Origin of the sequence: Sodalis sp. RH19, from assembly GCF_047324215.1 — a bacterium.
Lineage (GTDB): Bacteria > Pseudomonadota > Gammaproteobacteria > Enterobacterales > Enterobacteriaceae > Acerihabitans.
Window position 1 is genome coordinate 4,708,975 of record NZ_CP178734.1, and the last position, 12,914, is coordinate 4,721,888.

The 12,914-nt window shown below is 56.3% G+C and carries 10 protein-coding genes; 3 read left to right on the forward strand and 7 right to left on the reverse strand.

Annotation, left to right across the window (positions count from 1 at the left end):
• Nucleotides 1–59: 59 nt before the first annotated feature.
• The 7 genes from ACL2XF_RS21230 to ACL2XF_RS21260 all read right to left on the reverse strand — a co-directional run bounded on the left by ACL2XF_RS21230 (nucleotide 60) and on the right by ACL2XF_RS21260 (nucleotide 7,878).
• Nucleotides 60–1,328: a valine--pyruvate transaminase gene (locus ACL2XF_RS21230; protein ID WP_413727486.1), complete on the reverse strand. Its 1,269-nt coding sequence runs from the start codon at nucleotides 1,326–1,328 to the stop codon at nucleotides 60–62.
• A gap of 88 nt (nucleotides 1,329–1,416) precedes the next feature.
• On the reverse strand, nucleotides 1,417–2,415 hold the full coding sequence (locus tag ACL2XF_RS21235; RefSeq protein ID WP_410012963.1) for an AI-2E family transporter: 999 nt from the start codon (nucleotides 2,413–2,415) through the stop codon (nucleotides 1,417–1,419).
• Nucleotides 2,416–2,573: 158 nt separating this feature from the next.
• Nucleotides 2,574–3,548 carry a glyoxylate/hydroxypyruvate reductase GhrB gene (ghrB, locus tag ACL2XF_RS21240; RefSeq protein ID WP_410016684.1) on the reverse strand — a complete coding sequence of 325 codons (975 nt, stop codon included), beginning with the start codon at nucleotides 3,546–3,548 and terminating at the stop codon, nucleotides 2,574–2,576.
• An 86-nt stretch (nucleotides 3,549–3,634) separates the two neighbouring features.
• The gene (locus ACL2XF_RS21245; protein ID WP_413721703.1) at nucleotides 3,635–4,900 is read right to left on the reverse strand and encodes an MFS transporter; all 1,266 of its coding nucleotides are present in this window, start codon (nucleotides 4,898–4,900) and stop codon (nucleotides 3,635–3,637) included.
• Between the two features lie 295 nt (nucleotides 4,901–5,195).
• Nucleotides 5,196–5,939: a sugar phosphate isomerase/epimerase family protein gene (locus tag ACL2XF_RS21250; RefSeq protein ID WP_413727487.1), complete on the reverse strand. Its 744-nt coding sequence runs from the start codon at nucleotides 5,937–5,939 to the stop codon at nucleotides 5,196–5,198.
• A 236-nt stretch (nucleotides 5,940–6,175) separates the two neighbouring features.
• Nucleotides 6,176–7,210, reverse strand: coding sequence for a LacI family DNA-binding transcriptional regulator (locus ACL2XF_RS21255; RefSeq protein WP_413727488.1), 1,035 nt, complete (start codon nucleotides 7,208–7,210; stop codon nucleotides 6,176–6,178).
• A gap of 236 nt (nucleotides 7,211–7,446) precedes the next feature.
• Entirely contained in the window at nucleotides 7,447–7,878 is a 432-nt protein-coding gene (locus ACL2XF_RS21260) for an N-acetyltransferase (protein ID WP_413727489.1), read from the reverse strand.
• 93 nt (nucleotides 7,879–7,971) lie between these two features.
• On the opposite strand from ACL2XF_RS21260, the gene glyQ reads away from it, so the two are divergent.
• From glyQ to ACL2XF_RS21275, 3 genes are all read left to right on the forward strand, one after another.
• Nucleotides 7,972–8,886 carry a glycine--tRNA ligase subunit alpha gene (gene glyQ, locus ACL2XF_RS21265; RefSeq protein WP_410012968.1) on the forward strand — a complete coding sequence of 305 codons (915 nt, stop codon included), beginning with the start codon at nucleotides 7,972–7,974 and terminating at the stop codon, nucleotides 8,884–8,886.
• 10 nt (nucleotides 8,887–8,896) lie between these two features.
• Complete coding sequence (gene glyS / locus ACL2XF_RS21270) at nucleotides 8,897–10,966, forward strand: glycine--tRNA ligase subunit beta (protein ID WP_413727490.1); 2,070 nt, start codon at nucleotides 8,897–8,899, stop codon at nucleotides 10,964–10,966.
• A gap of 584 nt (nucleotides 10,967–11,550) precedes the next feature.
• Nucleotides 11,551–12,879, forward strand: a complete 1,329-nt coding sequence (locus ACL2XF_RS21275; RefSeq protein ID WP_413727491.1) for a hypothetical protein — start codon at nucleotides 11,551–11,553, stop codon at nucleotides 12,877–12,879.
• Nucleotides 12,880–12,914 lie beyond the last annotated feature (35 nt).

The following is a 12,914-nucleotide window of genomic DNA, read 5'->3' on the forward strand; positions in this document are numbered from 1 at the left end:
TGAAAACGCCGCGCGGAGTTACCGCGCGGCGTTTTCGCTCATTAAAAACCGCGGCTAGGTTATTGGCCAGCGCTGCCCGCCGTTTCCCGAAACGCCCGCTCCACCTCTTGCGCCAATATCGCGATGCCCCGCTCGATTTTATCGGCGTCGGGCACATAATTCATACGCATACACTGCTGCGCATGCGGCCACTCGGTTTCCAGCCCGGGGAAAAAATAATGCCCCGGCACCATCAGCACACCGCGCTGTTTAAGCCGCTGGTAGAGGGTCTCGGTGGTAATCGGCAGGTTCTGGAACCATAGCCAGAGGAAAATCGCCCCTTCCGGCGTGTGGATAAGGCAACGCTCCGGCGGCAGGTAGCGGCGCAGGATGGCTATGGTTTCCCGCACCCGTTGTTGATAGAACGGGCGGATCACCGTTTGCGACAGGCGCATTAAATCGCCGCGCCGGATCATCTCGGCGGCCAGCGCCGGGCCGAGCCCGCCCGGCGCCAGGCTGATAATGCCGTTCATATTGCTGACGGCGTCGATAACCTCTTCATTGGCAATGATAATACCGCAGCGCGCCCCCGGCAGGCCCAGCTTGGACAGGCTCATGCACAGGATAATATTGGGATTCCACAACGGCGCGGCCTGGCTGAAGATAATGCCGGGAAACGGCAGGCCGTAGGCATTATCAATCAGCAGGGGCACCTGATGCTGGCGTGCCAGCGCGTCAAGGCGCAGCAGCTCCTGGTCGGTAATCACGTTGCCGGTGGGGTTGGTCGGCCTGGAAACACAAATCAGCCCGATATCCCCGCCCACTTTTAAATGTTCGAAATCCACATGATATTTGAACTGGCCGTCCGGCAACTGCGCAATGGTCGGCTTGGCGGCGACAAACATATCGTCCTCCAGCCCGGCATCGGCATAACCCAGGTATTCCGGCGCCAGGGGAAACAACACCCGCCGCAGGCCGCCGTCCGCGCCGCGCCCGGCAAACAGGTTGAAGAGGTAGAAAAAAGCGCTTTGGCTGCCGTTGGTCAGCGCGATATTGCGCGTGGTCACCGGCCAGCCCAGCTCCTGGCGCAGCATGGCCGCCAACGCGGTCAGCAGCGCGTTTTTGCCCTGGGGGCCGTCGTAGTTGCACAGAGCTTCGCCCAGGGTGCCGTCGGCCAGCATGGACTGGCACAGCGCGTGAAAATAACGCTCCATTTCGGGGATGGCGGCGGGGTTGCCGCCGCCGAGCATAATGGCGTCCGGTGCGCGCAGGCCATCGTTCATATCGGCCATCAGCTGGGTGATGCCGGAATGGCGGGTGAATTTTTTACCGAAAAGCGAGTAGGTCATAAAATGGGTTCGGATAATATTAACGTAAGCCTGAGTGTTACCATACCGTTTGCGTCACGCCAGGCAACCGCTATTTTGCGACGGCGCTTCAGATAAGATCCAGACCGCGCAATTCGGTCTTCAGGTAGGCGTAATAGATGGGGGCGGCCACCAGCCCTTCCAGTCCAAACGCCGCTTCAAACACCAGCATGGCCAGCAGCAGCTCCCAGGATTTGGCCTGGATGCGATTGCCGACAATCTCGGCGTTGAGGAAATATTCCAGCTTATGGATCAGCATCAAATACACCAGCACCACGCCCGCTATCGGCAGCGAGACGGAGAGCGCCGAGATAATCATCAGGAAATTGGATATCAGGTTGCCGATAATCGGCAGCAGGCCAAAGATAAAGGTGGCCACCACCAGCGTCTTGGATAACGGCAGATGCACCTTGAACAGCGGAAAAATCACCAGCAGCAGGATAGAGGTCAGGATGGTATTGACCAGCGAAATCTTGATCTGGGCAAACACGATATTACGAAAAGAGCTGGATAAATTCTGTACGCGCTGCAGCATTTGCTCGCGAAAATAGGTGGTGCGTCCCGATGGCTTATTCAATGAGATAATCGCGCCGATAATCAGCCCGATAAGGATGGTGATTAAGCCGTGCAAAAAACTGCGTCCCATATTGCGGATGGTAATGAGGTTTTTTTCCACCACGGCGAAAACCTGGTTTTTCAGCTCTTCCGCGCTGTCCGGCAGGTAGGCTGGCAATATATCGGGCAGACGATTTTTGACGCCGGAGAAAATGCGGTTGGTTTCGGCGGTTAAATCAATGCCGCGCTGGATATTCGAGGTCAGGAAACTGACCAGGCTGACAATGGATAGCGTCATGACAATCACTACCACGGCGGCGATGATGCTGACCACGACCCAGCGCGCCCGGCCGCCGATGATGCGCTCAAACCAGGGCGTAAGGGCGAAAATGATTTCATAGGCCAGGAACCCCGCGACAAAACAGGGAAATAAGTGCAAAGGGATAATGATCGCAATAAACAGCAACATCAACACAAAGGTGCTGATTTTGATGTGAGTATGACTAATAGTCATTATTGTTCCTTTCCATACCGCTTGATTCCATTTTATCGCATACCATAAAAAAGCATAGCGTAGCGCTGATGCCGGCAACGTTTATTTTAGCGGCCATGATACGCTTTTCCCGCCCGGGTGGACGGGGAATCGTTATGTAAAGGCGATGGGAGCAAGGGTTATTTGATGACCTGGGGATTAACGCAGTTTTCCCTAATCCGGCCGGTAAGGGCGTTGATCAGATTATCCACCGCGGTGGCGGCCATTTGATAGCGGGTTTCATCGGTGGCGGAGCCCACATGCGGCATGGCCACCACGTTCGGCAGGCGCAGCAGCGGCGAATCCACCGGCAGCGGTTCCTGCTCGTAGACATCCAGGCCGGCGCCGCGGATGGTACGGTTTTCCAGCGCCTCGATAAGCGCCGCTTCGTCCACTACCGGACCGCGTCCGGCATTGATAAGGATAGCGCCGGGTTTCATAAGGGCCAGCTTCTCGCGGCCGATCAGATGATGGGTTTCATCCGTCAGCGGCAGGATGATACAGACAAAATCAGACCGGGCCAGCAGGGTATCCAGATCGCAATACTCGGCGTCAAAACGGCTTTCCGCCTCGGCGTGCTGACGACGGGCGTTATAGAGCACCGGCATGGAAAACCCCAGGTTCGCACGCTGCGCCAGCGCCAGGCCGATACGTCCCATGCCGACCACGCCCAGGGTTTTATGATGCACGTCGGTGCCAAACCAGGTGCTGTCGACGCTCTCACGCCATTCGCCCGCCTTGGTCCTCTCCGCCAGTTCCACCAGGCGCCGCGCGGTGGCCAGCACCAGCCCCATCAGCAGGTCGGCCACGGTTTCCGTCAGGGCGTGGGGAGTATGCATCAGCGCAATGCCGCGCGCGCTCATCTCGTCGACGTCGAACTGATCGTAGCCGGCGGAAATGGTGGAGGCGGCCCTGAGGTTGGGCAGCGCGTCGAGCATTGTTTTATCGAATTTACCGCCGGAGCCGATGATACCCTGAGCCTGTTGCAATATGTCCGCATGCCTGCGCACATTTTCTGCGCCCACATCCCCGATTTCGGTCACGTCAAAATGCTCATCCAGACGTTGGCGCAGGTCGTCGGGCAACGATTTGTACAATACTACGGCAGGTTTCATCATGATCTCCGTTGGTCGGTTATGTCATTTGGCGATAAAGACCAGCATACCATTTTTGCCTGTTAACGGAACAGGCGGCGCCGGCTTTAGGCCATGCGCGGCACGGCGTTTTCCGCCGGTTTGACAATTAACGTCAACCACACCGATACCAGCAGCGCCACCGCCATAAAGACATAGGACGCCGAGGGCGAACCGGTGGCGCCGTTAAGGTAGCCGACCACCCACGAGCCGACGAAGGAACCGAGGGCGCCCATGCTGTTAATCAGCGCCATCGCCCCGCCGGCGACGTTGCGCGGCAGCATTTCCGGCACTATGGCGAAGAACGGTCCATAAGGCGCATACATGGCGGCGCCGGCGATAACCAGCAGCGCATAGGAACCCCAGAAATGGTGGGCGCCCAGCAGGTAGGAACCGATAAAGGCCAGGGCGCCAATCAGCAGCAGCGGCCAGACGAATATTTTGCGTTTCTGTAGCTTGTCCGATGCCCAGGAGACGATGATCATGGCAATGGTGGCCGCCAGGTAAGGCACCGCGGATAACCAGCCGGCCTGCACCATGCCCATTTCCATGCCGTTGCGCAGAATGGACGGCAGCCATAATACAAACCCGTAAACGCCGATGCTCCAGGCGAAATACTGGATGCACAGAATAATCACATTACGCGAACGGAACGCCTCGGCGTAATTATGCACCGCTTTAATGCCTTCCTGTTCCTTGGCCAGTTGCCGTTGCAGCGCCTGCTTTTCTTCCTCCGACAGCCATTTTGCCTGGGCGGGTTTATCGTTAACCAACATCCACCAGCAAAAAGCCCAGATAACCGCCGGGATGCCTTCGAAGATAAACATTTCCCGCCAGCCGAAGGCGTTGATCAAATACCCCGAAACCACCGACATCCACAGTACCGTCACCGGGTTGCCGAGGATCAGGAACGTATTGGCACGTGAGCGTTCGGCTTTGGTAAACCAGTTGCTGATATAAATCAGCAACGCCGGCATCACCGCCGCCTCCACCACGCCCAGCGCAAACCGGATCGCCATCAGCATGGGAATATTACTGACGATGCCGGTGAGCGCGGCGAAACCGCCCCATAAGACCAGGCACCAGAAAATCAGCGTCTTGACGCTGCGGCGTTCGGCATAAATAGCGCCCGGTATCTGAAAAAAGAAATAACCGAGAAAGAACAGCGCGCCCAATAATGACGATACCCCTTTGGTTATTCCCAGGTCATCGTTAATACCGGCGGCGGAGGCAAAACTGAAGTTGGCCCGGTCGAGATATGCCAGACTGTAGCTGATAAATACAATCGGCATAATATACCACCAACGTTTTGGTGCTAATTTCGCTAAGCTCATAGATGTATTCCTTCATTGATATCGCTGCTGTCTCAACCGCCGCAGGGTAGGGCCGGGGCGGGTGTTCCGATGTCGTTGTTATTGTTTCGACGCGGTGCGTCAATAGCCTGCCCGGCCATCCGCCGCCGCGCGCGCTGGCATCATCATGTTCTTTGGTATCGGTTCCATCCCTATGTCGAATAAATTACCCCGGCGCCCGGGCGCACACCGCGGGGGCGGGGCCGTCGTGACGCCGGCGGCCGGACCCGGCTACCGCCGGGAAGAGGCCCGGTAATAAGCCGGCCAGGCGGCGCGCTTATTGCAATAGCGCGATGAACCGGCGGGTTACCGCCGCCAGATCGTCCCCTTCCAGCGGAAACTCAATGGCGCGCGGCACATCGTCCGGCAGGCTTGCCAGCAACCGCCGCCAGTCCTGCCCGTCGTGTTGCGGCGCCGTGGCGCGCCAGCCGTTATCCGACGGGAGCGCGACCTTGATATGGATATAGCTGACAAAAGAGGCCAGCTCCGCGGCCGCCGCCTGCGGATCTTCCCCGACCCAGCGCCAGTTGCCCATATCAAACGTCATGCCGACCGGCAGCCGCGCATCCCGCGCCCGGTGCAAAAACGCGCTGATGGGGGCCAGCGCGCCGCATTCGGTCTGGTCGTTCTCCACCATTAACCGCACGCGCCGGGATGTCAGCAACGCGTCCAGGCCGGCGATATCCCCAGTAGCGGAATAATGGCCTAAGGATAATTTTAGCCGCTCGGCGCCAAGGCGTTCGGCTTCGTCGAACAGCTGCGGCAACAACGGGTTGGGCGCGCCGTCCCGGGTAAATAAGGCCTCCGGCGCGGAATAGAAGCAGCGCAGCCCCAGGCCGGCTATCTCCCGGGCCAGTTCCGGCAGGCGGGCCAGGTCGGTTTCCGTCAGCAGCTCGCGGCGCATTTCCACCCCGGCGGCGCCCGCCCCGGCGATGGTCGGCAGCAGTTTTTGCTGCCCGCCCATGGCGAGGACATTGTCATTGCCGTACGCGGCGGTAACCACAAACACATCATGTTTCATCTTGGACTCCCATGCGGAGACATTTTCCGCGGTGATGGTTTTACGGTAGATGGTACCGGTTCCATTGAGAAGTCCGTTATGTCAGATTTATGATCGCTGTCACTAATTTAGCCAACTGGCATCCGGGGCGAGGCGGGGAGGTGCGCGGCGATTAACGGCGCGTGGTCGCCGCAGGGAGGAAACTATTATCTGACTTTTCCGTTTCCTAAGGGTGCCTTACGGTCTTATCCACTTCGCTAACGGGTAGTGGACCCCCGCACGATCAGCTCGCCGTTGAACGCTTGTTCGCTGACCGGTTCGTCGGCCCCCTGGATGCGCTTTAACAATTGTTCCAGCGCGGCGTAGCCGATTTGGTAGGTCGGCTGCTTAAAGGTGGTAATGCCCACGCCCGCCAGCTCCGCCCACTCCAGTTCGTCAAATCCCAGCAGGCCGATGTCGCTGCCCCAGTTCAGGCCCTGGCGCCGCAGTACGCGTGCGATGTGCAGCGTCAGCGCGCCGTTGGCCGACAGAATGGCCTTGCGCATGCCGCGGTGGCGGCGGTTAAAGTCCTGGATAACGGCGGCCAGGGTGTCGGTATCGTTCAGCGCGCACTCCGCCTCTTCCGCCGCCAGATCCGGATGGGCCGCCAGGCAGGCGCGAAAGGCCTGCAGCCGTTCGATGCGGGTATTCACCGTGCCCAGGGGCTCGCTGAGGAACATAATGGCTTCAAATCCCTGCGCGATCAGGTGCCCGGTGGCGCGGGTCGCCGCCTCGCGGTTGTCCAGGCCCACCATGTCGCAGGCGAAACCGGGAATTTTGCGGTCAATCAGCACCATCGGCAGCAAGGACTGCTGCAGCATGGCAAGCGCATCCTCATGCATGCCCACCGCGTTGACCACGATCCCTTCCACCTGATAGCCGTTAAGCAGCTGAAGATAGTGGCGTTCCTGGTTCACTTCGTTGTTGGTGTTGCATACCAGCAGGGTGAAGCCGTGCCGGCGGCAGGCGGCCTCGATGCCGCGCATCACGTCAACGGAATAGGGATTGGTAATATCGGCGATAATCAGGCCTATCAGCCTGGTCTGTCCCCCCTTCAGGCTGCGGGCCATCTGGCTGGGGCGGTAATTGAGCTGCACGATGGCCGCTTCGATGCGCGCCTTAAGGTCGTCGGAAAGCAGGTGCAGCTCGCCGTTCAAATAGCGCGACACGCTGGTCTTGCCGCTGTTGGCGGCTCTGGCCACATCGCTGATGGTGGCGCGTCCCGATGCGCGGGTCCCTTTTTGCTGGCTCACGGCGTACCTCTCCTGATAGAAATTCATGCACCTGAGCGGCTGATAAATTTATCCGCGCCCCGGCGGCGCGTATTATTAAACCATTGAACAACGTGCATGTGCGGATTATGTGCCTGCGTCCCGGCGGCATTGGTTTGCTTGCCGCGCCAGCGCATGCATGGGCAACGTTTCGCCCCGGGTAAATAACCTGCTGACCAGCGTTAGCATAGCCAATCCTGAAGCGGTAACAACCGCTTTTAACCGGCGCGCCATTGCAGGGTCAGCAGCATATGGCCGGTTTCGGCGTTAAACGCCTTGCCGATTTCGCGGAAATCCTGGCGGTAGTAAAAATGACAGGCGGCGCGGTTTAACTGGTAGACCTCAAGGGTCAACACCGGGTAGCGCTGTTTTACCCGCGTCATCAGCGCCTGGCCGATGCCCTGGCGATGGTAGCGGAGCGCGACAAAAACCGCGCCGACAAACTGCTCCATCATTACGCTGATAAAGCCGGTGATGACGCCGTCGCGCTCAGCCACCCAGCTCCGGGCTAGCGGCAGGTAGTCGTCGCGCACCAACGGCAGGCTCTCAAGCCAGTAGCCGGCGCGGATAAAGGGATGGGCGCGGGTGGTGCTGTCCAGCCACAGCGCTAGCAGCGCGGGCATATCGCCCGGCACAAACGGGCGGATCATCGCCTTACTCCTTAATTGGGCTGTATATCTTACCGCCAGAGGGTATACTGGCGCATTCTTAATATATCCACTTTTATCGCGTGCGAATTCAACATGCAAAAGTTTGATCCCAAGACCTTTCAGGGCCTGATCCTGACCTTACAGGACTACTGGGCGCGCCAAGGCTGCACCATTGTCCAACCGCTGGATATGGAAGTCGGCGCGGGCACCTCCCATCCCATGACCTGCCTGCGGGCGCTGGGACCGGAGCCGATTGCCGCCGCCTACGTGCAGCCGTCGCGTCGTCCCACCGACGGCCGGTACGGCGAAAATCCCAACCGCCTGCAGCACTACTATCAGTTTCAGGTCATCATCAAGCCTTCCCCGGACAATATCCAGGAATTATACCTCGGCTCGCTGAAAGAAGTCGGGCTGGATCCGACCATTAACGATATCCGTTTTGTCGAGGACAACTGGGAAAACCCGACGCTTGGCGCCTGGGGCCTCGGCTGGGAAGTGTGGCTCAACGGCATGGAAGTGACGCAGTTTACCTACTTCCAGCAGGTGGGCGGGCTGGAATGCCGCCCGGTGACCGGCGAAATCACCTATGGCCTGGAACGCCTGGCCATGTACCTGCAGGGCGTGGACAGCGTCTATGACCTGACCTGGAGCGACGGCCCGCTGGGCAAGACCACCTACGGCGATGTATTCCATCAAAACGAAGTGGAGCAATCCACCTATAACTTCGAATACGCCGACGTCGACTTCCTGTTTGTTTGTTTCGATCAGTACGAAAAAGAAGCGCAGACGCTGCTGGCGCTGGAAAAACCCCTGCCGCTGCCGGCGTATGAACGTATTCTCAAGGCGGCGCACAGCTTTAATTTATTGGATGCCCGCAAGGCCATCTCGGTTACCGAACGTCAGCGTTATATTCTGCGGATCCGCACCCTGACCAAAGCGGTCGCCGAAGCCTACTACGCTTCCCGGGAAGCCCTGGGTTTTCCGATGTGCAAAAAGAACGAGAAATAAGAGGCCGGCCATGACGCAACACACTTTCCTGGTGGAAATCGGCACGGAAGAGCTGCCGCCAAAAGCGCTTCGCCAACTGGCGCAGTCGTTCGCCACCCTGTTTACCGCCGAACTCGACGGCGCCAACCTGCCCCACGGCGAGGTGCAATGGTTCGCCTCGCCCCGCCGCCTGGCGCTTAAGGTGCTAAACCTTGGCGCCGCCCAGGCCGACAGCAACATTGAAAAACGCGGTCCCGCCGTTGCCCAGGCGTTTGACGCCGAGGGCAAACCCACCAAGGCGGCCGAGGGCTGGGCGCGCGGCTGCGGCATCACCGTCGAGCAGGCGGAACGCCAGGTGACCGACAAGGGCGAATGGCTGCTCTACCGGGCGTCGGTTAAAGGCAAGCGCGCGCAGGAACTGCTGCCGGGCATGGTCACCACCGCGCTGGCTAAACTGCCGATCCCGCGCATGATGCGCTGGGGCGACAGCGACACGCAGTTTATCCGTCCGGTGCATACCGTCGTCCTGCTGCTGGGCGACGAGCTGATTCCGGGGCGTATCTTGGGCATAGACTCCGCCCGCGCCGTGCGCGGCCACCGTTTTATGGGCGAGTCCGAACTGACGCTGGACAACGCGGACCAATACCCGGCCCTGCTGCTGGAACGTGGCAAGGTGATGGCCGATTACGAGCTGCGCAAGGCCCAGATCAAGCGCGACGCCGAGGCGGCGGCCAGGGAAATCGGCGGTACTGCCGATTTGACCGACAGTTTGCTGGAAGAAGTGACCTCGCTGGTGGAATGGCCGGTGGTGCTCACCGCGCGGTTTGAGGAAAAATTCCTCGCCGTACCGGCCGAGGCCCTGGTCTACACCATGAAGGGCGATCAAAAATACTTCCCGGTGTACGACGCCCAGGGCAAGCTGCTGCCGCACTTTATCTTTGTTTCCAATATCGCCTCCAAAGACCCAAGCCAGGTGATATCCGGCAATGAAAAAGTCGTGCGCCCACGTTTGGCCGACGCCGAATTTTTCTATAACACCGATTTGAAAACACGCCTGGAAGACCGGCTGCCCCGGCTGGATACCGTATTATTCCAGCAGCAGCTGGGCACCGTGCGCGATAAAAGCGATCGTATCGAGTCGCTTGCCGGCTGGATTGCCGGCCGGATTGGCGCCGACGTGCAGCATGCCGCCCGCGCCGGGCTGCTGTCCAAGTGCGACCTTGTGACCAATATGGTGTTTGAGTTTACCGACACCCAGGGCGTGATGGGCATGCACTACGCCCGCCACGACGGCGAGCCGGAAGACGTGGCGCTGGCGCTAAAAGAACAGTACCAGCCGCGTTTCTCCGGCGATGCCCTGCCGTCCACGCCGGTATCCTCGGCGGTGGCCATCGCCGAGAAAATGGATACCCTGGCCGGTATTTTCGGCATCGGCCAGCATCCGAAAGGGGATAAAGATCCGTTTGCCCTCAGGCGCGCCGCCCTGGGCGTGCTGCGCATTATCGTCGAGAACAACCTGCCGCTGGATTTATTGGCCCTGGCCGCCGAAGCCGCGCGCCTGTACGGTGAAAAACTCACCAATGCCAGGGTGGTGGACGATGTGGTCGACTTTATGCTCGGCCGCTTCCGCGCCTGGTACCAGGAAGCGGGCCACAGCGTCGACACCATCCAGGCGGTGCTGGCGCGCCGGCCTACCCGACCGGCGGATTTCGACGCCCGCATGCGCGCGGTCACCTATTTCCGCACCCTGGACGCCGCCGCCGCGTTGGCGGCCGCCAACAAGCGCGTGTCCAATATCCTGGCCAAGGCCACCGACACCCTGAACGGCGACGTGCGCGCCGCGGTGCTGAAAGACGCGGCGGAGATCCAGCTGGCGACGCACCTTACGGTGCTGCGCGATAAGCTGGAGCCGCTGTTTGCCGCGGGCCGCTACCAGGAAGCGCTGGCGGAACTGGCCACCCTGCGCGAGCCGGTGGACGCCTTTTTCGATAAAGTGATGGTGATGGACGATAACGCCGAGGTGCGGGTCAACCGCCTGACGCTGCTCAGCCAGCTGCAACAGCTGTTTTTGCGGATGGCGGATATTTCGCTGCTGCAATAGCATTTCGGACGTAACCGCGTAGCGGGTAACAGAACCGGTCAGTGAATACTGGCCGGTTTTTTTTTAGCAAAGAGCTTAATCCAGCAAATGGTTTTTCTCTGACGCCTCGTTATCGATCATATTGATGAAACTTATTGATATGACATTTTTTAACTTTTACTCGACATAAATTAAAATATTAATGCCCGATGGCAATTTACTGCGGGTACTATTGTTATATAGCGAGTGAGCGAAAAATTTATAACAGCAATGTGATCTGTTTTTATCTTAGAATAAAGTTTTTTAATGTATGCACCTCTCTCTTATTTATTCTTTAAATGATTGAAAAAAAAGAATTTTGTAGCGTTTATGAATTCCATTTATTGACATCCTTTTGAATTACTTTTCCTTTAACAATAATTAAGGAATTTTAATGAAAATAAATACATATTGTTTTATATGGGAAAAAATATAAAAATAATGTTAATGAAAAAATCTTCTCTCGTTTCAGTTAATGAAATTCAGTAATTGGAATTTGAATTTTACAAAAATAATTTTAGCTTCTTGAGTATCGATTGTGATTTTATAATGATAGGAGGTAAAAAATGGCTTGGTCTGATATCAAATCTATTGAATCCTTGCAGGTTTCATTTACTACAACTAACCGTGTTGCATATATCTATGGAAATGGTTTCAACACCGTAGAAGTTATCATTTATATAAAAGCATTGGATGAATTCGGCCAGGAATTCACGGATTATTCATTGGACGAGTTTCGACGTAATGTAAATCTAATAGAGGTTATTAGGACAGCGCATCTAAGCCAGAATCCTAACAACAGTACTTGGTTTGTTGTTTATGGTTCCCTTGGGTTCGATATTCTCCCTCCGGCACCATCATTTGCGCCAGTCCAGGATACACCGTCTACGTACATACTGCCTGACAATACTGAGACAAATGCAGATGCCCATCAGACTACATTTGAAAAAGATCATATGTTGGAAAACAGCTATTCATCAACGGGATATTACCAAGGTGATATCAATGAGATGAACATGTCCGAAAGGTTCAGGGAAACCGAAACTCAAATGGTGCCTGTGGATGGACTTATCGAGACAAGTGGCAGAACGTTTAGTTATTTCGTAGGACGTGGGGCAGCTAGTCCTTCCAGAACCATTGAAATCGCGGTGCAACTAACCTTGACCCATCCGGCCGCTTCGCCAAAGGTGATAAGTACAGGTTTATACGGTACCCCCGGATTTTTCAGTTCTGTTACAATTAATGCCTTGGACCCCATTGATTATTCTGACGCGAGAAACGTGACTCTCAGTCAACGATCGAGAGAAACTTTACGGGATAATATTTATTGGGAGTCCCATAGACTAGTTACCTATTATCATTATAATGGAACGCTCGATTGTGTAACTATCAATCTTTATCCAAAAATAGGAGGAACTTTTTTATTAGCAGAACCTATGGATATTATTTCGGACGCCGATTTGAATTTAGGTAATGACCCTTGGGGGGGGGCAGGATTTACAGGAATTGCTCAAGGCTCTAGTTACCTTTATAGTCGGCCTTTTTCTGTGATGGAGCGTGGCTGGGGCCGCTCTTATTATCAAGTGAATTTTTGGTATGTAAAGCCATTTAATCCAGAAGTTCAAGGCCATTTCTTGGGGTATGCTTCTGGTTTCGCGTTTAAATTATTTACCTCTTTAAATGCCGGTGACGTAGATAATAATATTACGAATCCGGCAACGTTGGTCATGTATCAGTTTTCTATATGGGGTGAGACTGACATTGTGGCTCATTATTGGAGTAGCGGCCAAGCGAGCACGCGTGTTATTAGTCTCACTGATAAATACGGTAATAAAGGCAATCTCACACTGTATTTTAATACCAATGATTACTTCGATGTGCCTCAGTTACGATGATTGTATAAACGAAAAAAGTAAATAAACTCGCAAGG

What these genes read in the sequence shown, in the direction of transcription:
- ACL2XF_RS21260 (WP_413727489.1), bottom strand. Translation starts at nt 7,878, where the DNA reads ATGATCCGCCCGTTTGTGCCGGGCGATATGCCCGCGCTGCTAGCGCTG.
- ACL2XF_RS21235 (WP_410012963.1), bottom strand. Translation starts at nt 2,415, where the DNA reads ATGACTATTAGTCATACTCACATCAAAATCAGCACCTTTGTGTTGATG.
- ghrB (WP_410016684.1), bottom strand. Translation starts at nt 3,548, where the DNA reads ATGAAACCTGCCGTAGTATTGTACAAATCGTTGCCCGACGACCTGCGC.
- ACL2XF_RS21245 (WP_413721703.1), bottom strand. Translation starts at nt 4,900, where the DNA reads ATGAGCTTAGCGAAATTAGCACCAAAACGTTGGTGGTATATTATGCCG.
- glyS (WP_413727490.1), top strand. Translation starts at nt 8,897, where the DNA reads ATGACGCAACACACTTTCCTGGTGGAAATCGGCACGGAAGAGCTGCCG.
- ACL2XF_RS21275 (WP_413727491.1), top strand. Translation starts at nt 11,551, where the DNA reads ATGGCTTGGTCTGATATCAAATCTATTGAATCCTTGCAGGTTTCATTT.
- glyQ (WP_410012968.1), top strand. Translation starts at nt 7,972, where the DNA reads ATGCAAAAGTTTGATCCCAAGACCTTTCAGGGCCTGATCCTGACCTTA.
- ACL2XF_RS21230 (WP_413727486.1), bottom strand. Translation starts at nt 1,328, where the DNA reads ATGACCTACTCGCTTTTCGGTAAAAAATTCACCCGCCATTCCGGCATC.
- ACL2XF_RS21250 (WP_413727487.1), bottom strand. Translation starts at nt 5,939, where the DNA reads ATGAAACATGATGTGTTTGTGGTTACCGCCGCGTACGGCAATGACAAT.